Source organism: Glycomyces rhizosphaerae, assembly GCF_042647865.1.
GTDB lineage: Bacteria > Actinomycetota > Actinomycetes > Mycobacteriales > Micromonosporaceae > Glycomyces > Glycomyces rhizosphaerae.
Genome location: NZ_JBHRWO010000010.1, coordinates 1 through 25801 on the forward strand (window position 1 = coordinate 1; position 25801 = coordinate 25801).

The 25801-nt window shown below is 68.0% G+C and carries 25 protein-coding genes and 1 tRNA gene; 15 read left to right on the forward strand and 11 right to left on the reverse strand.

The window, feature by feature from the left end:
• Positions 1-181 precede the first annotated feature (181 nt).
• The 4 genes from ACFO8M_RS09560 to ACFO8M_RS09575 form a co-directional block, all read right to left on the reverse strand.
• Positions 182-394 carry a hypothetical protein gene (locus tag ACFO8M_RS09560; RefSeq protein ID WP_387973901.1) on the reverse strand — a complete coding sequence of 71 codons (213 nt, stop codon included), beginning with the start codon at positions 392-394 and terminating at the stop codon, positions 182-184.
• Between the two features lie 102 nt (positions 395-496).
• Positions 497-1246 (reverse strand): hypothetical protein, encoded by a 750-nt coding sequence (locus tag ACFO8M_RS09565; RefSeq protein ID WP_387973903.1) that lies wholly within the window; start codon positions 1244-1246, stop codon positions 497-499.
• Positions 1247-1254: 8 nt separating this feature from the next.
• On the reverse strand, positions 1255-2400 hold the full coding sequence (locus tag ACFO8M_RS09570) for a hypothetical protein (protein ID WP_387973906.1): 1146 nt from the start codon (positions 2398-2400) through the stop codon (positions 1255-1257).
• A gap of 9 nt (positions 2401-2409) precedes the next feature.
• Positions 2410-2733, reverse strand: a complete 324-nt coding sequence (locus ACFO8M_RS09575) for a hypothetical protein (RefSeq protein WP_387973909.1) — start codon at positions 2731-2733, stop codon at positions 2410-2412.
• Between the two features lie 207 nt (positions 2734-2940).
• Between ACFO8M_RS09575 and ACFO8M_RS09580 the strand changes: the two genes are divergently transcribed.
• Together ACFO8M_RS09580 and ACFO8M_RS09585 are read left to right on the forward strand one after the other, a co-directional pair.
• A complete protein-coding gene (locus ACFO8M_RS09580; RefSeq protein WP_387973911.1) occupies positions 2941-4464 on the forward strand; it encodes a hypothetical protein in 1524 nt (507 codons plus the stop codon).
• A 26-nt stretch (positions 4465-4490) separates the two neighbouring features.
• Positions 4491-4808: a hypothetical protein gene (locus ACFO8M_RS09585; protein ID WP_387973914.1), complete on the forward strand. Its 318-nt coding sequence runs from the start codon at positions 4491-4493 to the stop codon at positions 4806-4808.
• A gap of 208 nt (positions 4809-5016) precedes the next feature.
• Here the strand turns inward: ACFO8M_RS09585 and ACFO8M_RS09590 are convergent, their stop codons facing one another.
• Positions 5017-6855 (reverse strand): acyl-CoA dehydrogenase, encoded by a 1839-nt coding sequence (locus ACFO8M_RS09590; RefSeq protein ID WP_387973917.1) that lies wholly within the window; start codon positions 6853-6855, stop codon positions 5017-5019.
• Between the two features lie 255 nt (positions 6856-7110).
• Here ACFO8M_RS09590 and ACFO8M_RS09595 point away from each other — a divergent pair, with 255 nt between their 5' ends.
• The gene (locus ACFO8M_RS09595; RefSeq protein ID WP_387973920.1) at positions 7111-7254 is read left to right on the forward strand and encodes a hypothetical protein; all 144 of its coding nucleotides are present in this window, start codon (positions 7111-7113) and stop codon (positions 7252-7254) included.
• Positions 7255-7361: 107 nt separating this feature from the next.
• On the opposite strand, the gene ACFO8M_RS09600 is transcribed toward ACFO8M_RS09595, so the two are convergent.
• Positions 7362-8441 carry a PP2C family protein-serine/threonine phosphatase gene (locus ACFO8M_RS09600; RefSeq protein ID WP_387973923.1) on the reverse strand — a complete coding sequence of 360 codons (1080 nt, stop codon included), beginning with the start codon at positions 8439-8441 and terminating at the stop codon, positions 7362-7364.
• A 554-nt stretch (positions 8442-8995) separates the two neighbouring features.
• Here ACFO8M_RS09600 and ACFO8M_RS09605 point away from each other — a divergent pair.
• From ACFO8M_RS09605 to ACFO8M_RS09660, 12 genes are all read left to right on the forward strand, one after another.
• Complete coding sequence (locus ACFO8M_RS09605; RefSeq protein WP_387973926.1) at positions 8996-9466, forward strand: GNAT family N-acetyltransferase; 471 nt, start codon at positions 8996-8998, stop codon at positions 9464-9466.
• Between the two features lie 197 nt (positions 9467-9663).
• Positions 9664-10500 (forward strand): S1 family peptidase, encoded by an 837-nt coding sequence (locus ACFO8M_RS09610; protein ID WP_387973929.1) that lies wholly within the window; start codon positions 9664-9666, stop codon positions 10498-10500.
• A 140-nt stretch (positions 10501-10640) separates the two neighbouring features.
• Complete coding sequence (locus ACFO8M_RS09615) at positions 10641-11474, forward strand: serine protease (RefSeq protein WP_387973932.1); 834 nt, start codon at positions 10641-10643, stop codon at positions 11472-11474.
• 260 nt (positions 11475-11734) lie between these two features.
• On the forward strand, positions 11735-12547 hold the full coding sequence (locus ACFO8M_RS09620; protein ID WP_387973935.1) for a S1 family peptidase: 813 nt from the start codon (positions 11735-11737) through the stop codon (positions 12545-12547).
• A 79-nt stretch (positions 12548-12626) separates the two neighbouring features.
• Positions 12627-12700, forward strand: a tRNA-Gly gene (locus tag ACFO8M_RS09625).
• Between the two features lie 228 nt (positions 12701-12928).
• Positions 12929-14209, forward strand: coding sequence for an extracellular solute-binding protein (locus tag ACFO8M_RS09630; RefSeq protein WP_387973938.1), 1281 nt, complete (start codon positions 12929-12931; stop codon positions 14207-14209).
• The gene (locus tag ACFO8M_RS09635) at positions 14206-15183 is read left to right on the forward strand and encodes a carbohydrate ABC transporter permease (RefSeq protein ID WP_387973941.1); all 978 of its coding nucleotides are present in this window, start codon (positions 14206-14208) and stop codon (positions 15181-15183) included. The genes ACFO8M_RS09630 and ACFO8M_RS09635 overlap by 4 nt, the downstream gene beginning before the upstream one ends.
• Positions 15180-16022, forward strand: a complete 843-nt coding sequence (locus ACFO8M_RS09640; RefSeq protein ID WP_387973944.1) for a carbohydrate ABC transporter permease — start codon at positions 15180-15182, stop codon at positions 16020-16022. The genes ACFO8M_RS09635 and ACFO8M_RS09640 overlap by 4 nt, the downstream gene beginning before the upstream one ends.
• 131 nt (positions 16023-16153) lie before the next feature.
• Positions 16154-18055 (forward strand): beta-propeller domain-containing protein, encoded by a 1902-nt coding sequence (locus ACFO8M_RS09645; RefSeq protein ID WP_387973947.1) that lies wholly within the window; start codon positions 16154-16156, stop codon positions 18053-18055.
• A 143-nt stretch (positions 18056-18198) separates the two neighbouring features.
• Positions 18199-19512: an AAA family ATPase gene (locus ACFO8M_RS09650; RefSeq protein ID WP_387973950.1), complete on the forward strand. Its 1314-nt coding sequence runs from the start codon at positions 18199-18201 to the stop codon at positions 19510-19512.
• A gap of 4 nt (positions 19513-19516) precedes the next feature.
• Entirely contained in the window at positions 19517-19774 is a 258-nt protein-coding gene (locus tag ACFO8M_RS09655) for a hypothetical protein (RefSeq protein WP_387973952.1), read from the forward strand.
• The gene (locus tag ACFO8M_RS09660; protein WP_387976312.1) at positions 19753-20058 is read left to right on the forward strand and encodes an RloB family protein; all 306 of its coding nucleotides are present in this window, start codon (positions 19753-19755) and stop codon (positions 20056-20058) included. Before ACFO8M_RS09655 ends, ACFO8M_RS09660 begins: the two co-directional genes overlap by 22 nt.
• A gap of 127 nt (positions 20059-20185) precedes the next feature.
• On the opposite strand, the gene ACFO8M_RS09665 is transcribed toward ACFO8M_RS09660, so the two are convergent.
• From ACFO8M_RS09665 to ACFO8M_RS09685, 5 genes are all read right to left on the reverse strand, one after another.
• On the reverse strand, positions 20186-20830 hold the full coding sequence (locus ACFO8M_RS09665) for a dihydrofolate reductase family protein (protein WP_387973955.1): 645 nt from the start codon (positions 20828-20830) through the stop codon (positions 20186-20188).
• Between the two features lie 164 nt (positions 20831-20994).
• Entirely contained in the window at positions 20995-22707 is a 1713-nt protein-coding gene (locus ACFO8M_RS09670) for an ABC transporter substrate-binding protein (protein ID WP_387973958.1), read from the reverse strand.
• Positions 22708-23134: 427 nt separating this feature from the next.
• Positions 23135-23842 carry a hypothetical protein gene (locus tag ACFO8M_RS09675; protein WP_387973961.1) on the reverse strand — a complete coding sequence of 236 codons (708 nt, stop codon included), beginning with the start codon at positions 23840-23842 and terminating at the stop codon, positions 23135-23137.
• Positions 23843-23961: 119 nt separating this feature from the next.
• Positions 23962-24798, reverse strand: a complete 837-nt coding sequence (locus ACFO8M_RS09680; protein ID WP_387973964.1) for an ABC transporter permease — start codon at positions 24796-24798, stop codon at positions 23962-23964.
• A complete protein-coding gene (locus ACFO8M_RS09685) occupies positions 24795-25751 on the reverse strand; it encodes an ATP-binding cassette domain-containing protein (RefSeq protein ID WP_387973967.1) in 957 nt (318 codons plus the stop codon). The genes ACFO8M_RS09680 and ACFO8M_RS09685 overlap by 4 nt, the downstream gene beginning before the upstream one ends.
• Between the last annotated feature and the right edge of the window lie 50 nt (positions 25752-25801).

Below are 25801 nucleotides of genomic sequence, written 5' to 3' on the forward strand. Positions count from 1 at the left end.
CGAAGGCCCCGCCCGCAGCACGAATGACACGCGTTATGACAGTATGAGCAGGCAAGGGGCTCCTCGGGATGATGAACATGGTTGCAGCACAACCGTTCTACCAAGAGCCCCTTGCTCCATACCTACCGGGCGAGACCAGGCTTGACAACCCGACCACCCCACTAACTGAACGGCATTGCGGTTAGCGGCCCTTGCCGCCGTGCTTCTTGTGGACCGCCTGCTTGGAGACGCCCAGGACCGTGGCGATCTGGGCCCAGCTGGAGCCATTGTTGCGGGCGCGGCGGACCATGACCGATTCGAGGCGTTCGGCCTCAGTTCGCATGCGCCGCACGACTTGCAGGCCCCGCAGGGGGTCGGGTTCGTCCTCCGCCAGTGCGGTCAATCCATCTTCCATGCGTCAACCGTAGTTGACGATCACTCGATCGTCAACTACGGTTGACGCATGGCCGGTCAGAGACCGACGCTCCCGTGCGGGACGCGGACTCGTGGCGGAGTCTTACCTCAGCCTCACCCGACCGTCGCTGTAGGACTCGATCGCCGCGGCCATTGCGTGGATGCGCATCGCGGGGAGTTGCACGGCGTCGGCAAGCGGCTCTCGCGACCCGTCGCCGCGGCCGACCGCGACGAGCGCGCGCATGGCGCCGGTCCCGTCCCTGTCGTATTCGAGTGCCGCGATCTCGCTCCATTCGAGCCGGAACCGGAGACGGCGTTCGGCCAAGCCGCCGGTTGGCCGAGCGGTGCTCCAAGCCGAGACGTCGGCGCCGCTGACGACGACTTCGATGTCGCGGCCCTTGAAGGTCATCGGCAGGAGCGGCGCACCCGACTGCTTCTGCCAAGCCGCGGCCAGTGAGACGAGTTCAGCGTCGGTCACGTCCTCGGCCGGTTTCCGGGCAGATGGCCTTCTCGCGACTGCACCGCTCGGGCTCGAGTCCGGGTCCGGGCCGAACAGCGCGAACAGACCGAAGGCGATGGCGATGATGCCGCCGATCACGCCTGCCACTCGATCGAACGGGCTGTCTTCGGCGTCGGCCACCTCGTCGTAGTCCTGTTCATACGAGTCCCCGTTCCCGAAGGTCACGCAGGTGTCGTCGGCCTCCATCTCCTGACCGCCGCATGTCACCTCGTCGTCGCCGCCCGAGTTGGCCGCGCAAATGAAGCAGATGATCGCGAAGCCGAAGGCCACGAGCCCGGCGTAGATGCGTCCCGCGACTTTGACGCCGGTTCCGGGTTCATACCGATTCGTCATCTGCGCGCTTATTCGTAAAGGTCGTCGGCGGCTTTGATGCCCCAGACGTCCTCGTCCGGGTCCTCGAGGAGGAACGATTCGCGCTCGACCTCGTCGCCGGTATTGCCACCCGCTCCGCGGCCGCCACCGCCGCCCATCATGCCGCCGGCCGCGCCGGCCTTGGCCGCGTTGCCGGTCGGGGCGCCCCCGGCCGGAGCACCGACCACGGTCGCGGTGCCCACGCCGCCGCCGGTGGGCGCACCGCCGGACTGCATACCGCCGAGGCCGCCGCCCGGAGCGCCGCCGAGGCCGCCGCCACCGGAGGCGAGGCCGCCGGAGAGGTCATCGGAGTCTTCGAGTTCGGAAGCGTCCCAGGGATTGTCGACTTCGGGCATCTCGGGCTGGGCCATGTCCTCCATGCCCTGAGGAGTCTCCGGGGTGGTGGGCTGCTGGCTCTCCGGTGAGGTCGGTTCCTGCTGCTGGTCCTGCTGCTCGGTCGACTCCTTTTCTTCCTGCTGCTCTTCTTGCTTCTCCTCCTCCTCTTCAGAGGCGGACTCCTCTTCGGATCCCTCTGTGGCAGCGGTGGAATGGTCTTCGGCGGCCTTGTGGGACTCCATGTCCCCGGCCGGGTTCCACTTGTCGTCCAAGGGCTTCAGGAGTTCGGCCGCCTGCGTGAGGGCCGCTCCGGCAGTCGAGTCGGCGGCGTTGATGAGGGAGGTGAGGGCTTGGAGGCCGAGCGTTCCGACCATTGCCTGGGCCTGGAGTCCGGCTTCGATGACCGCGCCGAACGGGCCGGCCATGGCGATCGCGGTGCGCTGCGCCGGGCCGAGCGTCACCATCGGCGCGGGCTGGATGTTGAAACCGACGGCCTTGAGCGCGGCGTCGGCGGCTTTGAGGCCGGTGCACTCCAGGAGCATCTGCCCCGCGGTGGCGGCAAGGCTGCCCGCGGTGGCGGTGACTTCGCCGATGACCTGGGTGAGGTGGGCGTTGACGTTGCCGACTTCGCCGTTGAAGGCGTCGTTGGCGGTGTCCCGCCAGTGGTTGTTGATCTCGGAGACCTTGGCGCCGTATTCGGTCTGCTGGGTGGCGAGGTCGGTGGCCGCCGCGGTCATCTCCGAGGCGTAGGTGAGGAACTCGGAGGGGTGGGCCGAGAGCGCGTCCTGGTAACTGGGCATGGTGTCCTCCTAAGGCTTCGGGACGGGGGTGATCTGGCTCTGGATGCCGCCGAAGCGGGAGCTCATCTCCTTGTCGGCCGTGTCGAGGTCGTCGGCGCTGCCGACGACCTGGTCGCCCTGCCAGGTGAGGCGGTGCTCGACGCCGGTGGTGACGGCTGAGAGGGCCGCCTGCCAGCGGCGGCCCGCTTCACCGGTGGCGAAACCGGTGTTCTTCTCGGCCGCAGTCGCCGCCGGGCGCTCCACCCGCCTGGATGCGGCTTGGCTGTTCGGTGCCAGTCCGCGCAGGCCGGTGCCGCCCGTTCGCACATCTTCAACGTCCATGTGCACGGTCATGGGCTCCTCCTTCTACGAGGTGTCGACGCCCTTGCGGGCGGACGCCCGGCGGCGTCAGGAGTACTGTCGCGCGCTTCGTCACGGCTCGGTCCCGGCGCGAGCTTGACCAACCCATGACGGATTCGTGACGACTCGGCTTTCCATGGGCCGCACACGCAATCGAAGGCCCGGGACGGGTCTGCAACGCGAGGAGGAGGTGTGCCGCCGATGACCGATGAGCTGTTCGCCAGCGGTGAGGACGGGTCCGCCGACACCGGTTTTCTGGAGCTGCCGACGTTCGAGTTCACGCTCGGTTTCGGCGACACCGCGACGATGGGCTCGGGCGACCGCGCCGGCTGCTCGTCGGCACAGTGCCCGCACCCGGTGGCGCATCCGGCAGAGGAGGACTGGGTGCAGTTGGCCTCGGCGGTGCCGGTGGAGGGGCAGCGGGAGCGCTTCAAGCCGCGGTGCGAGGGCATGGCGTATCCGACCGAAGCGGACTTCCGGGCCGCGGTGACCGCGGTCCGGCCCGAGGACGCCGACGCGTTCTCTTTGCAGCACTTGCGGACCGGTTGGACAGAGGAGGTCGGGTCGAAGGTCGGCACGTGGCCGGATCGGTTCAAGTCGAAGCTGGCTCAGCTCGCCGAGGGCTGGGCCGGGGAGGATTTCGACGCGTTCGCGGCGCAGGCCGACGAGGCGCGGATCCTGGTGGAGGGTGCGCTCGACGACATCGAGGCGACGGTGGCGGAGTTGGCGAGCCGGGAGTCGGCGATCTACACGCTCCAGGGCGGCGACTCGGGCGAGATCCCTTATCCCGCACCGCTGGTCGGGACCGAGGGGGAATGGTCGAACCTCGTGGCGCTGCATGTGCGCCCGGCCTGGTGGCACGGCGACTGCATCCAGATGACCTGCGATGAGGCGGAGAAGGCGCTGGAGTTGGCGGGGGCTGACACGGGCCTGGCGACCGAGGTGCGGGAGTTCATCGAGGAGCGGGTGGGCCAGCAGCTCTTGGGACTCGGGACGCTGGTGTCGGAGGTGCGGGCGCTCGCGGGCGAGGAGGCCAGGGAGGTCTTCGCCGAGCGGGTGGCGGCCGAGCTGGCGGCGTATGTGGAGCGGCAGGCGGCGATCGACGAGGCCATCGCGGAGAAGCTCGCCGGGCAGAGCGCGGAGTTGGAGGCGGTGCGGACCACGGGCGACGACCGGCCGTACCCCAGCGCCGCCGACACGTCCTATATGGAATTGACGGTGCCGGAGGCGGAGCAGCCCGCCGCCCCGGTCGCACCGCAGACGACCGAGGACCCGAGCCCGGTGCCGCCGAACGGCGACGGCACGGTGCTCGCCGAGGAGACGCCTTGGGAGAGCGAGGAAGCCGACGAGGACGAGCCGTCGGGCGGTCTCGCGAGCGGCGGCGGCTTCGGCTCCGGTTCAGGGGGCGGCTCGTACTCCGGCGGCGGACGCGCGCCCATGCTGCCGGGATCGCCGGGCCCCGCAGGCAATGTGCCGCAAGGGCTCTTCGGTCCGGCGGTGACGCCGACGACCACCGGTTCGGCGAGCGGCGCCAAGGGCGGGCTGTTCCCCGGAGCTTCCGGTGGCGCGGGCGGTGCGCCGGGCCGGGGCGGGAAGCCTTCGGAGCGTTCGGGTTCGGACAAGAAGAAGGACGAGAAGGACGACGAGGGCCCGCAGAACCTGGCGCGGCGCGAGACCGGGAACGTCTGGGGCTACACCAAACCGAACGAGGACCCCTACAACTAGACGGCTTGCCGTCGGAAGGAGCGACCATGGCGGATCGGGTGTTCGACCCCGAGGCGATCGGCGAGTACCGGCAGTTCCTGCTGGAGCTGATCGAGGAGCTGGAGAACGAGGTGCTCCCGGTGCTGGCGACCGGGACGCTGAGCCGGGCCCCGGCGTTCGGGACCGCGCCGGGCGCGGCCGAGAACGCCACGGTCCAGTACCTGGAGTTCCACGCGGCGACCTGGCGGAACCTGCAGTTCCTGCGGGGGACCCTGTACGGGTTGGACGCGGCGCTCGCGGAGATGACGAGCGGCGACGACCCGGTCTACTTCGACTTCGGCCAGTTCGGCCCGACCGCGAGCTGATTCGACTTCGGCCGGTTCTGTCCGTCCGCGAACTGCGTGCGCTGGTCTGAGGCTTGTCGTGGCGCAGGCTACAAAGGCCGTCCACAAACCCCCACCCGCCACTAGAGGGGAAAGAAGTCTGGGGCCGAGCGTTGCAGCCGGGTCCGACAGAAAACGCGCCGTGGCGGGGCCCGAGTGGGCCCCGCCACGGCACTATCACTCGAAAGTGTTAGAACGCCTCGTCCGGCAGGTCCATCGCCGTCAGGTCGGCGGCCTCGACGACCTTGCGGTCGGCGGTGAGGCGCGGCAGGACCTCCTTGGAGAAGAACTTCGCCGCGGCGACCTTGCCCCGGTAGAAGTCGTCGTCCGCGCCCGCGTCGAGGTTGTTCTGGGCGATCTCGGCCTGGCGCAGCAGCAGCCAGCCGACCATCAGGTCGCCCACGGCCAGCAGCAGGCGCCGCGAGTGCAGCCCGGCCTTGTACAGCTCGCGCGGCTCGTCGCCCATCGCGGCCATGAGCGCCGGCTGCAGCGCCTCGAGGATGCCCTGCACGTCGCCGAGCGCGCGCAGCACCCTGCCGCGCACCTCTTCGAGCTCCGCGTGGCCGTCCTGCGTGGACTCCATGATCTCGCCGGCGACGACCATGAGCGACTCGCCGTTGTCCTTGATGATCTTGCGGAACAGGAAGTCGAGGCTCTGGATCGCGGTGGTGCCCTCGTACAGCGTGTCGATCTTCGCGTCGCGGACGTACTGCTCGAGCGGGTAGTCCTGGAGGTACCCGGATCCGCCGAACGTCTGCAGCGCTTCGTCACTCAGCAGCTGGTACGCCCGCTCCGAACCGCAGCCCTTGACGACCGGCAGCAGCAGGTCGTTGATCTTCTTCGCGGTCTCGGCCGCGTCCTCGTCGCCGTCGGCCTCGGCCAGCAGGGCCTTGTCCTGCCAGGAGGCGGTGTACGCGACGAGCGCGCGCAGGCCCTCGGCGTAGCTCTTCTGCATGAGCAGCGAGCGGCGCACGTCCGGGTGCTTGATGATCGGCACGCGCGGCGCGGTCTTGTCCGTGGACTGCAGCAGGTCGGCGCCCTGGATGCGGCTCTTGGCGTAGTCGAGCGCGTTCAGGTAGCCCGAGGAGAGCGTCGCGATGGCCTTGGTGCCCACCATCATCCGCGCGTACTCGATGATGAGGAACATCTGGCGGATGCCCTCGTGCTTGTCGCCGAGGAGCCAGCCCTTCGCGGGGGACTTCTCGCCGAAGGTGAGCTCGGCGGTCGCGGAGACCTTGAGGCCCATCTTGTGCTCGATGTTGGTGACGTTCACGCCGTTGCGCTCGCCGAGCTCGCCCGTCGCCGGGTCGAACAGGAACTTCGGCACGATGAACAGGCTCAGGCCCTTCGTGCCGGGACCGCCGACACCCTCTACGCCGACGGGCCGGGCCAGGACGTAGTGGATGATGTTGTCGGTCATGTCCTGGTCGCCCGAGGTGATGAACCGCTTGACGCCCTCGATGTGCCAGGAGCCGTCGGGCTGCTGGTACGCCTTGGTGGTGCCGGCGCCGACGTCGGAGCCCGCGTCGGGCTCGGTCAGGACCATGGTCGCGCCCCAGCCCTTCTCGATGAAGAGCTTCGCCCATTCCTTCTGCTCGTCGGTGCCCTCGCGGTAGGCGCTGTGCGCGAACGAGGAGCCGGCGGCGTACATCCACAGGGCCGGGTTGGAGCCGAGCACGAGTTCGGCCAGGGACCACCAGAGCATGCGCGGCGCGGAGGTGCCGCCGAGGACCTCGGGGAGGTCGAGGCGCCAGTACTCGGCGTCGATGAACGCCTTGTAGGACTTCTTGAACGCCTCGGGCAGATGCACCGAGTTGGTGGCCGCGTCGAAGACGGGCGGGTTGCGGTCGCCTTCGACGAAGCTGGCTGCCAGCTCCTCCTCGGACAGGCGTGCCAGCTCGGCCAGAATCTCGCGGGCGGTCGCCTCGTCCAGGTCCGCGTAGGCCGGATTGTCGAGAATCTTGTCCGCTCCGAAGACCTCGAAGAGATTGAACTCCAGGTCTCGGAGGTTGTGGCGGAAGTGCGTCATTGCGGGTCCTCCATTACTCGGTGGTAACCCCCATCATATTACCCGTCAGTAGGTAGCTCAAGTATTCCGCGCCGAAGGTCTGTTGAAAAGTCCGGAAACAAGGAAGTCCAGTCGGATCCCCGACTGCCCCGGCCTGGGGTCGTTCCTTCGATCGGGTGAGCGTTCCGGCAGTTCGGCGGGTTTGCCGTAACCTGCGCACCCGTGCCTCGTTGAACCGTGTGACCGACCGCCTGTGCGAACCACCGGGAGCACCCCATGATCCGAGCCGTCGCCGACCGCATCGCCTCACGCGCACGACCCGCCTACATCGGCCGCCACCGTCGCGCGCGCCCCGTGCTGCACCGCGTCTTCCGCGTGCCCTTCCCCGCGGCCGTGTCCCTCGAAGAGGCGGCCCGGTGAACTTCCGCCGCCGGCTCCCGGTCCGGCTCACCAAGCGCCGCCGCACGGTCTCGCGCATGCAGCGGCTGCGCCGCTGCCGCATCGGGCAGGCGACGGGCGCCTAGTTCCTAGCGTTCGCCGCTGTCCGGTCGGTAGTCCAGCAGCAGCAGCGCGATGTCGTCGGTCAGCGGGCCGCCCACCCAGCGGCGCAGCGCCGACTCCAGCGAGGCCAGTCCGTCGCCCACGTTCCCGTGGCCGATCAGGCTCCAAGCGCGCTCGCGGATCGGGAAGAACTCGCCGTCCTTGCGCGCCTCCGCCAGGCCGTCCGTGTACAGGAAGATCCGGTCCCCCGGCTGCAGCCGCACCGTCAGCTCCCGCGCCGAAGGGCTCAGCCCCAGCGGCGGCGCCATCGATTCGGGCTCCAGGTACGTGGCCACCCCGTCGCGCACCAGCATGGGCGGCGGGTGCCCGCAGTTCACGATCTCCAAGGTCCCGCCGCGCTCCTGCAGCAGGATCGCCGTCACGAAGTCCTCGTCGCCGGCGTTGCGGGCCACCGCGTGGTCAAGGTCGTTGACCATGCACCGCTGCTCGGCCCGCTCGAACGCCACGTGCCGGTAGGAACCGAGCACCGTCGAGGAGAGCCGCACGGCGTCCAGGCCCTTCCCGCGCACGTCGCCGATGATGATCCGCACGCCGTAATCGGTGTTCAAGGCCTCGTAGAGGTCCCCGCCGATGTCCGCGCCCGACCGCGCCGAGACGTACCGGGCCGCGATGTCGAAGGGCCCGAGCCGCTCCCCGATCGGCCGCAGGATCGCCTGCTGCACCACCGAGGCCAGCTGCGTCAGCCGCTTCATCCGCTCGTCGTCGCGCTCGCGCACGATCGCCACCGCCACCGAGATCACCACGGCCACGGCCACGACCAGGAAGTCCACGCCGTGCGAGACCACGCCGTCCATCGCGAAGTCATGCAGGATCCACAGGTAGGTGAAGGCCGCCACCATGCTCGCGAGCCCGACCCCGGCCACCCACCGCCACGGCAGGAACGCCGAGGCCGCCAGGGGAGGCAGTGCCAGCCACGAGATCGCATGCGAGTCGTCGCGCACGGTCAGCCGCAGTCCGACCAGGACGAGGACGACAGCGAACGCGGCGGTGAACGCCGTCCGCACCGAGGGCGCCGACCAGCCCTGCCAGCGGTCAGCGCGTGCCATCTGGGGCCTCCGTCGCAGCATTGTGCGCATGTGGGTGAATGCCTCCTTCCTACCGGATCGCGGCCGGGTCGCCCGCGCGTTCGCAGAAGCTCCTGCGCGGGTGGTCCGGATTCGGACACGGCCTGGGCCGTGCCCCGGGCGCGCCCGGCCGAAGCCGGAGGGATGCGCACGCCCGCGTGCGTTCGAGGGCGAAGCGGTGCCGGGATCGTCGCACCAGACTTCGACCGTCGTCGATGGGGCGCCCGGAATGCCGGACCCGATTCGACCATCGCCGATGTGAAGATCGTAATGGTCCGCGGCGCGTTACCGGGCGTGGAGGACACCGACGAACGGGTGATGGCCAAGTCTGTGCGTTCGGCCGGATACGAACGCCGAACGGCCCGTTGACACCTCGGCCGATCGGAGGGTGTCGAACCGTCCTGAACTGGGCACCCGATCCCCGTTGCGCAAGCAGCAGTGGCGCGTAAGCGCGCGCCCGCGGACCGCGGCCGGACCGCACCCTGCGTGACCAAAGGCGCTGGCGCGGTCACGGCCGCCATGTCAAAGTTGGACGCGTGCAGTACACGCTTTCGAGGACCCGGTTCGACAGCCCTGTGGCGCAGACGCTCTGCGCCGAGATCCAGGAGGAGTACGTCCGCCGCTACGGCGGGGGCGACGAGACGCAGCTGGGCGAGGACGACTTCCACCCGCCGAACGGCGACTTCATCGTGGCCTACGACGAGGCCGGCGAGCCCGCCGGCTGCGGCGGCTGGCGCACTCATGGGGAGGACGCCGAGATGAAGCGCGTCTACGTGCGCGAGACCGCCCGCAGGCGCGGCCTTGCCCGCCTCCTCGTTGCGGCCGTTGAGGATTCGGCCGCCGCGGCCGGCCGCAAGCGCGTCATCCTCGAGACCGGCCCGCGCCAGCCCGAGGCCGTCGCCATGTACGAAGCCCTCGGCTACCTCCCCGTGACCCCGTTCGGGCACTACGCCTGCACGGACGGCTCCCTCCACCTGGGCAAGGAGCTGCGCTCGGAGCGCGGATAGAAGGTCTTGCGGGACAACGATTTCCGGCCGGACAGGCGTTCGCCTGTCCGGCCGTTTCCGTTTCCCTGAGCGACTTTTGCCATTATTCGCTGAAAAAGTTCTTTAGCCGTGAGCAACCATGAATCTCTCTCACTGCGTCTTTCGGTCTAGGACGGCCAAACGGCCTAACCCTCACATCCACCCCGAAAGGATTCACAGTGGACAGGAAGAGGAAGAACCTGGTCCGCCTCGGCACCGGCTTCGGCGCCGTGGCCGGCGCCGCCGCCATCGCGTGGGCAGGCATCGCCGCCCACGCGGAAGAGCCCGTCAAGCCCTCGAGCGACTTCGAGGCACAGATCATCGGCGGCCAGCCCGTCGAAGAGGGCCAGTACCCCTGGCTCGTCGGCCTCGGCTCCCCCGGTGAGGGCTCGGCGTACGACCGGCAGTTCTGCGGCGGCTCGGTGATCGCCGAAGACGTCGTTCTCACCGCCGCTCACTGCGTCGAGGACTCGGCCGCCGAGGACCTCGTGGTCTTCTCCGGCTCGATCGACCTCGAGTCCGAGGACGTCGTCGAGACCGCCGTCGCGGACCTCCACGTCGCCGAGGACTACAACGCGCCCGTAGCGATGGCGAACGACTGGGCGCTGCTCAAGCTCGCCGAGCCGGTCGACGTCGAGCCGATCGCGCTGGGCACCGAGCCCACCGAGTTCGAGACCCTCGAGACCGCCGGCTGGGGCGACACCGGCGAGGGCTTCCCGCCGATCGCGCAGTGGGTCGAGGTGCCGTTCGTCAACGACGCCGACTGCGAGGCGGCCTACCCCGACGAGGTCGACGCGGCGTCCATGCTGTGCGCCGGCGACATCGAGAACGGCGGGGTCGACTCCTGCCAGGGCGACTCCGGTGGCCCGATCATGACCCCCGCCGGTGACGAGCAGGTCCTGGTCGGCATCGTCAGCTGGGGCTACGGCTGCGCCGAGGCCGGCAACCCGGGCGTGTACGGCGAGGTCGCCGACTTCAACGACGCCATCGAGGAAGTCCTCGCAGGCTGGGAGTAACCACCCCGGGGCCGGGTGAGGCCCCGAACCCTCAGGGCCGCATGGCAGGCGGTCCGATTCACTCATAGCGACCGGGCGGACCGCGTGCGACACGCGGCCCGCCCGGTTCCGTCGGACCCGAACACTTGGAAAGGATGCGCATGCGCAGCAGCAGGAAGCGCCTCGTCCGGATCGGCACGCTCGCGGCCGCCGGACTCGGCGCCGCCGCCCTCGTGGCGAGCACGACCGGGGCCTTCGCCGAAGAGCCCGAACCGAGAGGCGATGTCGAGACGAAGATCGCCGGCGGCGAGAGAGCCGAAGAAGGCCAGTACCCGTGGATGGTCTCGCTGTCCTGGACCGAGGACGGCTCGCACTTCTGCGGCGGCTCGCTCATCGCGCCGGACCTCGTCCTCACCGCCGGCCACTGCTTCGACGAGGGCAGCGCCGAGACCATCGAGGTCCGCCACGGCTCTGTCAAACACGCCGAGACCGACACCTATCAGATCGAGGACTACATCGTGGCCCCCGACTACGACTACGACCTCGTGTACGACTGGGCCGTCGTCAAACTGACCGAGCCGATCCTCGGCGCCCAGCCCATCCCGCTCGCGCCCGCCGACCTCGACAACTGGACGGACTTCGAGGTCGCCGGATGGGGCGTCCGGGGCCACACCGGCACCTCGTCCAATCTTCGCTGGGCCGAGGTCCCCTACATCACCGACGCCGAGTGCACCGAGCTCGCCGGGAAATGGGGCTTCACCCCCGAGACCCAGATGTGCGCGGGCGTCCTGGAGGAGGGCGCAGAGGTCAACGCCTGCCCGGCCGATTCGGGCGGGCCGCTCATGGCCGAGATCGCCGGGCAGAAGGTCCTTGCCGGCATCGTCAGCTGGGGCTCCGACTGCTACGCCGACCCCGACCCGGGCGTCTACACCAGCGTCGGCGCCCAGATCGACGACATCGCCCTCGCGATCGCGCAGCTGAGCCTCGACGAATAGCGGGAACGGAAGGGCCGGGCGGACTCCGTTTCCCCGGCCCTTCCGCATGCCGTTCGATGTGGATCACCACCGCGAACCGAAAAGGACGCTTAGCACTCCTCTGTCCCCATTAGCATGACAGGTACGTAAATTCGGTCATATTCACTGAAATACCGGCTCTGCCGGGAATATATGAATATGAGGGCTTTTCCCGTAGGGTCACCGGAAGGCAGCTCACAACGCCGCCGCTTCTCGACACCCCATCGCGAAAGGACCTGCGCGTGCAGAACCGCAGAAAGACCCTCACCCGCATCGGAGCCGTGGTCGCGGCAGGCCTCGGCGCCGCCGCCCTCACCCTCGGCGCGACCGGCGCCTACGCCGAAGACAACAGCACCAACGGCGACGTCGACGCCAAGATCATCGGCGGCCAGCCCGCCGACGAAGGCCAGTTCCCCTGGATGGTCGCGCTCGCCGATGCGAGCGACCCCTCCTTCAACTACTGCGGCGGCCAGCTCATCGAGGCCGACGTCGTGCTCACCGCCGCCCACTGCACCGAGGGCACCGCCGCCGCGGACATGCTGATCCGCCACGGCAACAACGACATCACCCAGACCGACGTGTACGAGGTCGCCGAGATCAAGGTCGCCGACGATTTCGACGGCGGGACCATGGTCAACGACTGGTCGCTCGTCAAGCTCGCCGAGCCGATCCCGGACGCCGTGACCGTGCCGCTCGCCGACGCCGACACCAAGGACTGGGGCACCCTGACCGTGGCCGGCTGGGGCACCACCGAGTCCGGCTCGGGCTCGCAGGAACTGCTCTATGTGGACGTCCCGTACGTCACCGACGACGAATGCGCGGAGGCCTACGGCTCCGGGTTCATCGCGGACAGCATGATCTGCGCCGGTGACCTCGCCAACGGCGGAGTGGACTCCTGCCAGGGCGACTCGGGCGGGCCGCTCGTCTCCGCCGACGGCGTGCTCGTCGGCGTCGTCAGCTGGGGCGAAGGCTGCGCCGAGGCCGGCAACCCGGGCGTGTACGCCAACGTCGGACTCCTCTACGACGACATCACCGCCGCACTCGCGACATTGTGACCATGACCGCGGCGGCGGGGCCTCCCGGCCCCGCCGCCGCGGCCTTGTATACTTCGATCGGCTCCGTTCAGCGGAGTTCGCGGGTGTAGTTCATTGGTAGAATGCGACCTTCCCAAGGTTGAGAGGCGAGTTCGATTCTCGTCACCCGCTCCAAAGCTTGAAAGGCCGCTCCGGTTCGCCGGGGCGGCCTTCTCGCGTTCTGCGCCTTAAAAACTCTGGCATTCCGCAGCATTGATCCCGTCCTGTCCCGGACTGCGAAGCGGCAACAGAGACCCTCTTCACATTCATCCGTCCCGAAGGTACTATGACCGCATCGAAAGTTTCCGATACTTATCCCGAAAGTTTCGGAGCACCCTTCATCCCTCGAGAGGACGAGCAACGATGCGAAATCCCCTGCTCCGGCCGAGAGCGCTGGTGGCCGCAGGTACGGCCGCCGTGCTCGCACTTGGCGCCGCCGCGTGCGGCGACAGCGGCGAGAGCGACGCCGACGTCACCTTCTGGCACATCCAGAACGAAGACCCGATGAAGTCCACCTGGCAGGCCATGGCCGACGAGTGGTCAGAGGAGTCCGGCCAGAGCGTCGAGGTCTCCGCCATCGAGGTCGAGGACTTCAAGACCCGCCTCGCCACCCAGACGCAGGCCGGGGACCTCCCGGACCTCTACAACACCTGGGGCGGCGGCGTGCTCGCCGAGCAGGTGGAGGCCGGGCTCGTGCGCGACATCTCCGGGCTCGACTGCCTCGACCTGGTCAACCCGGTCGCCTTGGAGGCCTACACGATCGACGGGAAGCTGTACGCGATCCCGTTCGACCAGGGCGTCGTCGGATTCTGGTACAACAAGGACCTGTTCGCGCAGGCCGGGATCACCACCCCGCCGACCACCTGGGCCGAATTCACCGAGGACGTGCAGATCCTCAAGGACGCCGGGATCACCCCGATCGCGCTCGGCGGCGGCGACAAGTGGCCCGTCCACTACTACTGGACCTACCTCGTGATGCGCCTCGCGGGCCTCGACGGACTCGCGGCCGCGGCCGAGTCCAAGGACTTCTCCGACCCGGCGTTCGCCGAGGCCGGGCAGCTCCTCGCCGACCTCGCCGCCATGGAGCCCTTCCAGGAGGGCTTCGAGTCAGCCACGTACGGCGAGGCCGACGGCCAGGCCGCGCACATGGGCGAGGGCATCGCCGCCATGGAGCTCATGGGCCAGTGGGGCCCGCAGGTCCAGCGCGACGCCTCGGGCACCGAGGGCATCGGCGAGAGCCTCGGCTTCTTCCCGTTCCCCGCCGTCGACGGCGGGCCGGGCACGGCCACCGAGTTCCTCGGCGGCGGCGGCGGTTTCGCGGCCGGCTCGGAAGCGCCCGACGAGATCGAGGACTTCATGTGCTACCTCCTCGAGGAGGAGAACCAGGCCCGCTCGGTCAAGGACGGCAACATGTCCACTGTGGCTGCGAACCCCGAAGCGGTCCTGCCCGAGCCCAACCACGAACAGCAGGCCGTGATCGACGCGATGGCCACCGCCACCGACACGCAGCTGTACCTCGACCAGGCGTACCCGCCGTCGATCGGCTCCACGATCAACGACGCCTCGCAGGGCCTGATCCTCGGCGAACTCACCCCTGAGGACTTCGTCGCCATGGTCAACGAGGCCTGGGCGGCCGAGCAGTGACAGCAGTGAGCACCAAGCCCTCGGCGCCGGCTTCCGCCGGCGCCGGGGGCGCTCCCCGCAACAAGAGCCGAGGCCGCCGTCCCAGCGCCGGCACGCTGACCGTGTTCATCGCTCCGGCCCTCATCCTCTTCTCGCTCTTCGTGCTCTTCCCGGTCCTGTTCGCGGCCTACACCGCGTTCTTCCGGTGGAACGGGCTCGGCGGCCTGCCCACCGAGTTCGTGGGCCTGGAGAACTTCAAGGCCCTCATCGGCGACGAGGTGTTCCTCGGCGACATGTGGCGGATCGCCCTCATCACGATCCTCTCCATCGCCGTGCAGCTGCCGCTCGCCTTCGGCCTCGCGATGCTCCTGCACCAGAACTTCCCCGGACGCACCGCGTTCCGGCTCCTGTTCTTCGTGCCGTACATCCTCACCGAGGCCGTCACCGCCGTCCTCTTCGGACTGATCTTCTCGCCGCGCCGCGGCTTCGCCGACTCCCTCCTCGCCGGGCTCGGCTTCGACGGGCGCATCGGCTGGCTCTCCGACCGCGGCATCGTCATCTTCGTACTCTTCGGCATCCTCACCTGGAAGTTCTTCGGCTTCCACATGATCCTGTACTTGGCGGGCCGCCAGAACATCCCCGAAGAGCTCTACGAGGCCGCCAAGGTCGACGGCGCCACCGGCAAGCAGCTCTTCCGGCACATCACGCTGCCGCTCATGGGCCCGACCATCCGCATCACCGTGTTCCTCTCGGTGATCGGCACCGTGCAGCTCTTCGACCTCGTCTACGTGCTCACCAAGGGCGGACCGTTCCACGCGTCCGAGACCCTCGCGATCACCATGTACGAGCAAGGGTTCGTGCGCAACCAGATCGGCTACGCCTCGGCCCTGTCGATCGCCATGTTCCTCGTCAGCCTCGTCTTCGCCCTCATCTACCAGCGGTACGTGCTCGGCCGAGACCTTCAGGGCTCCATCACGAACGGAGGCCGTGCATGAGCGTCAACACCAGACGCGGGAAACTGCTGCGCAACACCGGGTTCTACGTGGCCGCGTTCGCCGCGGCGGTCTTCGTGGCCACCCCGATCCTGTTCGCGCTCCTCGGCGGCTTCAAGGACAACCAGCAGCTGCGCGAGAACTCGCTCGGGCTGCCGAGCCCCTGGAACTGGCAGAACTATGTGGACGTCATGATCGACTCGACGTTCTGGCGCCAGCTCGGGAACTCCGTGTTCATCGCGCTCGCGACGACGTTCATCGTGGTGGCCGCCGCCGCGGCCGTCGCGTACGTGTTCGCGCGCTTCCAGTTCCGCGGCCGCGAAGGGCTCTTCACGCTGTTCGCGGCGGGCATGATGTTCCCCTTCGCGGTGGCCGTGCTGCCGCTGTTCATCATCCTGCGCACCTTCGAGATGCTCAACAGCCCGCTCGGCGTGATCCTCCCGCAGGCCGCGTTCGGCCTGCCGCTCACGATCATCATCCTGCGCAGCTTCTTCCGGCAGATCCCCGCCGAGGTCGAGGAGGCCGCGACCATCGACGGGGCCGGGCCCTGGCGGTTCTTCCTCCAGATCCTGCTCCCGATGTCGCGGCCGGTACTCGCCACCGTGTCGGTGCTGGCGCTCGTCGGCTCGTGGAACTCCTACCTGCTGCCGCTGGTGGTGCTCAGCAAGCCGACCTGGCAGACGCTGCCGCTCGGCGTGACGCAGTTCCAGGGCGAGTATGCGACCGAGACCGCGAAGGTCCTGGCGTTCGTCATGCTCGCGATGCTTCCGGCACTGATCTTCTACGCGTTCGCGGAACGCCACCTCATCAGCGGTCTGACCTCGGGCGGCACTAAAGGGTGAGCCGTCCGAACACGGACGGGCCCGGGGCCCCTGCCAATCTACGGCTCGCAAGCAGCGCCGAGGGTGGGACGCCTGCGGGCCCGTCTTTTCTGGTCGGGAACCATTCGCCGCGCCCCGGCGTCCGAAGAGACATGAAGACCAAACTCCTCATCGCATGCGCCTCGGCGGCGTCCTTGGCCGCCGCGGCCGCGTGCACCTCTCAATCCCCTGATCCCGACATCGGCACCATCCCTTGGGTTCCCGTTTCGGCTCAGCTCACCGCCTTCGAGAACTGCGACGCCGCGCTCGAAGGCATCCAGGACGCGGCCATCGCCGCGTTCAGCAACTGGGAGTTCAACGACGTCGCCCGAGGCGGCGGGACCGAGGACTTCGCGGCCGAGTCCGATGCCGGAGCCACCAGCGCCGAGGCACCGGCGCAGGCCGCCGGCGACGACGCCTTCTCCGAGACCAACAACGCCGTCGAGGGCGTGGACGAGCCCGACATCGTGAAGACCGACGGGACCTTCGTCTACAGCGTCGTCGGCAACAACCTGCGAGTGGCCGACACCCGCTCGGCCGAAGTGGTGGCCGAGCGCGAGCTGGACAGCGAATCCTGGGACCACAAGCTGTTCCTCGACGGGTCCTCCCTGCTGCTGATGTACACGCAGAGCCATGACGAGGACGAGGCCGAGAAGGGCTACTACACGGAGTTCCGCCTCGACCGACTCGACCCGACCACCCTCGACGTGCTCGACACCTTCACCATGGAGGGATCCATGGTGGACGCTCGCCTGGTCGACGGGGAGGTGCGCCTCGCCGTGGGCTCGGAGCCGCAGATCGACGCCGTGTGGGCATCCATGTGGGAAGAGGACGCCGACGACGAGGACCTCGCGAACGCTTTGCGCGAGACCGAGATCGAGGACTGGCTGCCGGAGTTCAGCGTCAACGGCCAAGACCACCAGGTCGACTGCGCGGAGGTCGCGCACCCTGAGCGCTTCTCCGGCTCCTCGGTGAGCGTGTTCGCGCTGCCCGCCGCCGGCGACTGGACCGAGGCCTCGCCGCAGACGGTGATGGCCGACGGCGAGACCGTCCACGGCACTCCCGACAGCCTCTACCTCGCGCACTTCGACTACGCCTGGGACGAGTCGGATCCCAAGGGCGAGAGCGAGATCTACCGCTTCGTGTTCGAGGACGGCAAGGCCCGCATGGCGGGCGAGGCGGCGGTGGCCGGAAGCCTGCTGAACCAGTACTCGATGAGCGAGTACGACGGGCACCTGCGCATCGCGACCACCGAGAACGAGCAGTTCTGGGGCTGGGGCGGCTGCCCGCCGAACGCCGACTGCCTCTGGGGCGGCGCCCCGGTCGAGGACGAGGCGGCCGAGCCGTCAAAGTCGACGGTGACGGTGTTCGCGGTCGGCGAGGACGCCCTGACCGAGACCGGATCGGTGACCGATCTCGGTGTGGACGAACAGATCTACGCCGTCCGCTTCATCGGCCACACCGGCTACGTGGTGACGTTCCGTCAAACCGACCCGCTGTACTCGATCGACCTCACCGACCCTGAGAACCCCGTGGTGACAGGCGAACTGAAAATCACCGGCTACTCCGGCTACCTCCACCCGGTCGGCCCGGACCGCCTGCTCGGCGTAGGCCAGGAGGCGACCGAAGACGGCCAGACCACCGGCCTCCAGGCGAGCCTGTTCGACACGAGCGCCGATGAGGCGACGGTCCTCGACCAGTACTACCGCGAAGGCGCCGACTCGTCGGTGCTGTGGGATCCCCACGCCTTCCTGTACTGGCAGGACGAGAGCATCGCGGTCCTGCCGGTGCTCGACTGGGAGTACCAGGCCCATGCGGTGGTGCTGAACATCGGCGACGACACGCTGACCGAGGCGGCCCAGATCGACCACAGCGCCGCCGGAGGCGACCCGTACAGCTGGGAGATCCTGCGCTCTCTGGTGATCGGCGATCAACTGTGGACGCTCTCGAACGCCGGACTCCAAGCGAACCGACTCGGCGGCGAATACGCCCCCGAGGCCTGGATCGCCTGGTAACAGGACTTTCCTCCGGAGCCGGGGAAATCAGGGCCCGCACCGCTTTCGGGTGGCGGTGCGGGCCCTCCCACTAGAATTCAGAGCTTTCAATTCATTCTGTGCAGTTTTTCTGCGTGATAGCCTCTGAAGGAGGAGGTGTTCGCATGCTGATCAGCTTCAAGGTGTCCAACTACAAGTCGCTTCGAGACCCGCAGGAGCTGTCGATGCTGCCCAGCCGCAGCGGCAGCGATTTCACCTCGTTGCCGGTTGCAGCGGTCTACGGCGCCAACGCCTCCGGCAAGTCGAACCTGATCGAAGCGCTCTCGTTCGCGAATCGCATCGCAGGCCGCTGGAGTGAATCACTGCACCGGCCGTTCCGCCTGGACCAGACCTCGATCGATCGGCCGACGACCTATGAAATCGAAAGTGAACTGGACGGCGTCCGGTATGAGTACCACCTCTCGGTTTCGCCGAAAGGCGTCGAACACGAGCATCTGAACGCCTACCCCCAGGGCCGAAAGCGCGTCCTCCTCGACCGCGTCGGCGAGAAGATCACCATCGGGGCAAGCATGACGAATCGGTCGGCTCTGCAGTCGCTCTCGTCAGAGACACCGTCAGATACGCCGACACTCGGCATGGCCGACACCTTCAAAGCCACTGAATGGCAGCCGTTCTGGCAGTGGCTCCAGACCGGACTCCGATCGACGAACCCACGAATCGACCCAAGTTTCCTGAAGTTCCACAACGAGCTTCCGGACGCCGTCGAACGTCATCCGGTGCTAGTAAAGCTCGCTAAGGTCGCTGACCTCGGCATCATTGACATGCGGGTTGTCGAAGCTCATGTCGTCTATCTCGATGGCCTCCCGGAGTCGGGTGAAAGGGCCGCAGCCGCACAAGCCACCGAGGACATGCTCGTCTACAGACTGCTTCAGCCGAGCGCCACGTCTCTTGCCACAGGCGTCGACACCTCCCGCGCCACGAGGGAAGTGTTCCCCGGCTACCGCCGCGTCGAGTTTATCCACCGGTCGGGAGGCGCTCCCCTTTCGGAAGGCGACGAGTCTCGGGGCACCATCGCGTTTCTGCTCTATATGGCGCGTATCCTCGATGCGCTTCGTGATGGGGCCGCGCTCGTGATCGATGAGTTCGATACGAGCCTGCACCCGCGCATAATCCCGCGGATCATCGAGCTCTTTCAGGACCCGCGCACCAATCCGAAGAACGCGCAGCTGATCTTCTCGACCCACGATGCGACCCTTCTCGGGACGAGTTTCGGTGAGCCGATCCTCAAACGCGACGAGGTCTGGTTCGTGGAGAAGCACGGGGACGGTGCCAGCGAGCTGTACCCGCTGACCTCCTTCAAGCCCCGTAAGGAGCACAACCTCGAACGCCATTACCTCGGCGGCAGCTATGGCGGCGTTCCCGACATTCATCCTGAATCGCTGGTCGACATCGTGGCGGCGGCGAACAAGACGGAGTAGGCCTTTGCCCCGGAACAAGACTCGCCCCGACCGCTGGCGGCAGCGTGAACGTCGAGACAAGATCCTGGTCGTCATCGACGCCGAGGAAACCGAGCGACAGTACCTCGAACAGTTCAGGGGCAAGTCCTCGCCGACGATTCCCCACGTCAAGATCGTCACCAAGAACAAGGATCCGCTCACGGTCGTCAACCACGCGTCGACGAAGACGACTACAAGGACGGCGGAACCTTCCACCGTGCGATCGCAACCGCAGGAAAGCTGATCCAGCTGGCCGTCTCATGCCCTTGCTTTGAGCTATGGCTCCTGCTGCATTTCGAAGACTGCGGCTCGGAGCTGAATCAAAAGGATGCGCGTCGACGCCCGCAAAAACACCTCCCCGACTACGACAAGAGCGCCCTGCGCTGCGAGGACTTCCATCCTCACCAAACGGATGCGATCAAGCGAGCCAAGAAACTGGAAGCAGGGCACCGAGAGACTCACCTGAACCCGTCAACCGGGGTATGGCGGCTCGTCGAGAGGCTCAGCGGAGCCGGACCACAGCCCTGAGCCCAGACCGGTTTGCAGGCACCGGTATGCGAACGAAGCGCCCTTTCTTGAGGAGTAGCGGGCCCGCACCGCTTTCGGGTGGCGGTGCGGGCCCGTCCTCGTGCGAGCGCGGTGCGCTCGCGCCGGGTTACTTGCGCCAGAACAGGTGGTGCGTCACGCCGCTCGGGCTGGGCACGATTTCGAGATTGAAGCGGTCGGTCAGTTCGTCCGGGGACTCCCAGAGCCGCGTTCCGGAGCCGAGTTCGACCGGTGCGACGGCGACGTGCATGGTGTCGACCAGGTCGGCGTCGAGGAATTCGCGGACCACGGTGGCCCCGCCGCCGAGACGGACGTCCTTGCCCTGCGCCGCTTCCCCGGCCTGTTCGAGCACGGCGGCCGGGTCGGCATCGGTGAAGTGGAAGGTGGTGTCCGACAGCGTGAACGAGGGGCGCAGGTGGTGGGTCATGACGAACACCGGGGTGTGGAAGGGCGGCTCATCGCCCCACCAGCCCTGCCAGTCGTAGTTCTCCCACGGGCCGCGATGGGGGCTGAACTTGTTGGCACCCATGATCTCCGCGCCGATGTTGTTGGCGAAGTCGCGGATGAAGTAGTCGTCGAGGCCGCGGCTCCCGCCGGGGTCGGTGCGATTGGGAAAGCTCGCCGTGGCGAGGGCCCAGGACATGAGCTGCCCGGGATCGGCGTGGCCGAACGGCCGCTCAAGGCTCTGGCCCTCGCCGGCACCGAACCCGTCAGCCGAGACGGTGAAGTTCTGGACTCTGAGAAGCTGGCTCATATGGTTCCCCTGCCCTGCTGATCATGGTGCTGATGATGATCAGACTCTGCGAGCGGGGCGGATTCATCGCTTCTGCCGGAAACCAGCGTCGTGTTCTAGGTCACTCCCTGCGGCGGGCCGAGCGTTCGCCCGGCCCACCGCGAGGTTACGGGGGCGTCGGGTCGTCAATCGGCCCTTTCGATCTCGGTGAGCATCCGGACCGCACCGAGGCCCCACATCTCGCTCCAGAAGCTCGGGTAGACGCCGGGCTCGTCACCGTCGCCGGAGGGCCAGCCGGTCCAGACCGCGTTGCAGGCCTGGGACCAGGCGCCGTTGTACCAGATCGGGAGGGCGGGGAGGTCGCGCATCGCGATGCGCTGGAGTTCGGCGATGACCTCGGGGTAGCGCGGGTCGTCGGCGGCGAGGGTCGCGAGCTCCTGGGTGAGCTCCCAGGCGAGCTCGTCCTCCCAGCGGGAGAAGTTCGAGAGGCTCTGGGTGTCGCGCACGGGCAGCTCGAACAGGTACTGAAAGTGGCTCCACGGGGAGTTCGTGACCCAGCTGGAGTTGTTGATGAGCAGGTCGAAGTCGCCGGTTCCGCGGGCGGCGTCGACCTCGGCGGCGTCGATGAACGAAGCGGTGACATTGATGCCCACGTCGCTCAGGTCGCGGGCGATCGCGCGGGCGGCCTCCTCCCAGTCGGTCCAGCCGGCCGGGACGACGAGTTGCATTTCGATCTTCTCGCCGTCGAGGGTCTCGACGAAGCCGTCGCCGTCCGCGTCCTGGTATCCGGCCGCCGCCAGGATCTCGACCGCGCTGGAGGGCTCGAAGACGAAACCGTGCTCGCGAAGCGCCTCCGCGTCGTAGTAGCGCTCCCAGATCGGCAGCAGGCCGGTCGGATGCGCCTCGCTGACCATGCCGCCGTAGACGGCGTCGACGATCTCGCCCGGGCTGATCGCGTAGGCCATCGCGCGGCGGAACGCGGGGTCGTCGAGCGGTTTCCGCGTGGTGTTCGGGATGAGCATGGCCGTGTTCACCGGCGCCATGAACGGCGCCTTGTCGTAGTAGGTGCTCAGTTCCGGGTCGCCCGTGAGGAAGTCGTCGACGCCGGGGGTGAAGTTGTTGGCCAGGTCCAAGCGGCCCTCGACGAGCATGTGGAGGATGTCGGCGTTGGCGGGTGTCACGAGGTCCACGATGTACTTGGGGCGCACCTCGAGGTCGAGCGCCTCGGTCGCCCACCAGCCGTCCCGTTTGACCCACGCGATCTGCTCGTCGTCGAAGCTGTGCACCTCGTAGGGGCCCGTGACTACCGGTTTCGCGTCGAGCGGGCCGCCCAGCAGCTCGTCCGCAGTGTAGGTCTCGAAGACGTGCTTCGGGACGATCTCGTTGGTGTACAGGATGTTGTCCCATTCCTGTTGGCGCGCTTCGCGGAAGCGGAACCTCACCGTCAGGTCGTCGACGACCTCCACCGATTCCAGCCAGTCCCAGACGCCTCCGTACGACACGCCCTCGATCTTGCCCAGCTCGAAGGTGAACGCGACGTCGGCGGCGGTGAACGGCTTGCCGTCGCTCCACTTGATGCCGCTGCGCAGGAGCACCTCGAACTCGAGCGCGGCGATCCAGGCGCCGGACTCGGCGAGCCAGGGGCTGAGTCGCTGCGCCACGGTGTCGAACTCGAAGAGGTACTCGTAGCCGAGGCCGTTGAGGCCGGTGACCCCGCCGGCCGAGATCGGGTTGAAGTCGCCGGGCGGTCCCCAGGCGGTGCCGGTCGAGTACAGGGTCTCGCCGCGCGGGAACTCGTCGTCCCCGTCGCCGCCCTCCGGGGTCTCGTCGTCGGTGCAGGCGGCGGTGGCAAGGGCCGCCGTGGCGATGAGTGCGGGTAGATGTCGCCTCTTGGTCATTTCAATGCAGCTTTCGATTCGAGGGATGACACACCTCGTCGGTGCTTTTGCAGGGGTGGGGCCTTCCCATCGGGCGGGCTCCGAATGCCGGTGCGCGAGTGCGGGGGTACGTGCGGGGTCGCCGCGCCGGAGTGCGCGGTCTCGCGATGTTCTCAAGCTATCGCAGCTCGCCGGCGATTACAGAACACCGATATCCGGAATGACCGTCCATAGCGTCCTTGCAGAAGACAGATACCGTGCACAGTGGTGGAAACGCTCCAACGGCGCGGACGCACTTCGATATCAAATTGAGACAGGCGAGAGTTTCGATGCCGTGCGAATCGCGCGTATTGCGCCCCGGTGCCCGAAAACGCTAGCGGGCCCGAACCGCTCACTCAGGTGGCGGCGCGGGCCCGGTGCTGCGGGGCGGCGGTCGACGGTGCCGGGCTCAGAGGCCGGTGTCGGACTCGCGGAACTCGAACGGCTTGCCATGCTGCGCGCAGGCCTGGCGCAGGTACTGCAGGAGCGGGTTCATCTCCTCGCCCGAACGGAAACCGAGCTGGGTGGCGACGAAGCCCTCGCGTTTGCCGATCGCGTCGATGATCGCGAGCTTCTGCGTCTTCGTGGCCGGCCGTTCGATCAGGGCTTTGGCGTCGAACACGTGGATGTTGACCGTCGTCTTCGCGCCGTGCCAGTCCACGATCGCGGTGCCGGCGGCGTATCCCGCCGCCTCCGCCCGGGTCATCTTCTTGGGGGCGTTCGGGGAGAACTTCACCGCTTCGATCTTCGCGACCTCCTCCCAGGAGATGTCGAGGCCGCCCTGGGTGACGAAGCCTTCGGGCACGACCAGGAGGTCGATGAGGTCGTCTCCGGTCCAGCCCTGCACGGTCCTGGCACCGGTCCACAGGAGCAGGAAGATGAGGAACCCGATGGCGCCCAAGGCGGTGACGATCCACAGTGCGACCGGGGAGTAGTCGGTCGTGAAGATCGCGGTGAGGGCGAGGACGGTGACGCCGGCGTCGAGGAGCAGGACCGTGAGCCAGTGCTTGGCCGCCCCCTTCATCGCCGAAGGCTGCGAGACGAAGCGGAAGACCTCGTTGGGACGGGTGGGCGGCTGGGGCACGCCGGCGTCAGGGGTGGGGGCGGTGAAGGTCATGGACAGTGATGCTAGCGAGCGTGCGCACGCCTGTACTGGCGGTGTCGGTACGAACGCGATGCGGGGCCGCCCATCGGGCGGCCCCGCTTCCTGTTTCCCTCAGGCTCTTGTGGTCTCGGCTAGCGACCGAGGTTCTGGAACTTGCGGACCGCGAGCGGCAGGAAGATCGCGGTGATGATCACCGGCCAGATGATCGCGGCCGTCAGGGCGTGCTGCTCGGGCCAGGAGTCGCCGACGGCGCTCGGGTTGCCGAAGAGCTCGCGGATCGCGGTCGCGGTGGCGGACACCGGGTTCCAGGCTGCGATCGCGCCGAGCCAGCCGGGCATGAGCTCGGGCGGGGTGAACACCGAGGAGATCATGCCGAACGGGAAGGCGATCGCGAACAGGTTCCCGGCCTGCTCGACGCTCTTGACCAGCAGGCCGAGCCAGACCCCGACCCAGATCAGGGCGAACCGCAGCCACAGCAGGATCGCGAAGGCGCCCAGCGTCTCCCAGAACGTACCGCCCGAGCGCCACCCGATGACCAGCGCGATGAGGAAGAGCACGAGCAGGTCGACGGCGGCGTGGATGGTGTCGGCGATGTTGCGCCCCACCACGACCGCGGAGGAGGCCATGGGCATCGAGCGGACGCGGTCGATGAAGCCCTTCTGCTTCGCCTCGGCCACAGCCCAGGCGGTGTTGGTGAAGCCGAAGGCCATGGTCATGGCGAACATGCCGGGCATGGCGTAGGCGACGTAGTCGACCCCGGCGCCTTCGCCGGTGACGTCCATGGCGGAGCCGAAGACGTAGACGAACAAGAGCACCATGACGATCGGGAAGCCGAGCTGCCAGGCGAAGTTCACCGGTTGGCGCACCAGGTGGGTGAACTCCTGGCCGACGATGGTCCGGTAGTCGTGGATCGTCCATTTCAGACGCCCAGCGAAGGTCTCGTCGGGGAGCGGCGCGAGGGTGGTCACTGCTGGTCCTCCTTCTTGGTCTCCCCGATGAGTTCGAGGAAGGCCTCGTCGAGCGTCGGGCGGCGCAGGCCGATGTCGGCGACGGTGAGGCGCTTGTCCTGCACCGCGGTCGCCGCGGCGGTGAGTGCCGGGACCGGTTCCTTGACCGGCGCCGAGACGCTGGAGGCGCCCTCGTCGGTGACGGTCTCGCCGTCGGCGACCGCGCTGATGATCCCGTGCAGGGCAGGCAGATCGGACGGGTCGGTCGCGATGATCTCGAGTCGGTCGGCGCCCATGCGGCGCTTGAGCCCGGCCGGGGTGTCGTCGATGAGGTTGCGGCCGTGGTCGATCACGGCGATGCGGTCGCAGAGGCGGTCGGCCTCGTCGAGGTAGTGGGTGGTGAGCACGACGGTGGTGCCGTCGGCGGCTAGGCCGGAGACGGCGTCCCAGACCTCGCGGCGTCCGGCCGGGTCGAGGCCGGTTGTCGGCTCGTCGAGGAACAGCACCTGCGGGGCGAGGATCATGCTGGCGGCGAGGTCGAGGCGGCGCTTCATGCCGCCGGAGAAGCCCTTGGCCTGGCGGTCGGCGGCATCGGCGAGGCCGAACTGGGCGAGGAGCTGGTCGGCGCGCTCGCCGGCTCGGGTCTTGTCGAGCCGGAACAGCTTGCCGAAGAGGACGAGGTTCTGGCGGGCGGTGAGGAGTTCGTCGACGGCGGTCTGCTGGCCGGTGAGGCCGATGCGGCGGCGCACCTGGCGGGCGTCGCGGGCGATGTCGAACCCGGCGACGGTCGCGGTGCCGCTGTCGTATCGCAGCAGGGTGGTGAGGATGCGGACGGTGGTGGTCTTGCCCGCGCCGTTCGGGCCGAGGAGCCCGAGGACGGTTCCGGCCTCGGCGGTGATGCTGAAGCCGTCGAGCGCGGCGGTGTCTTTGAATCGTTTGCCGAGGTTGTTGGCCTCGACGGTGGTGGTAGGCATTGACTGGTCCCCTTCAATCGGGTACGTTGTACCCAGTAATAGCATACAGC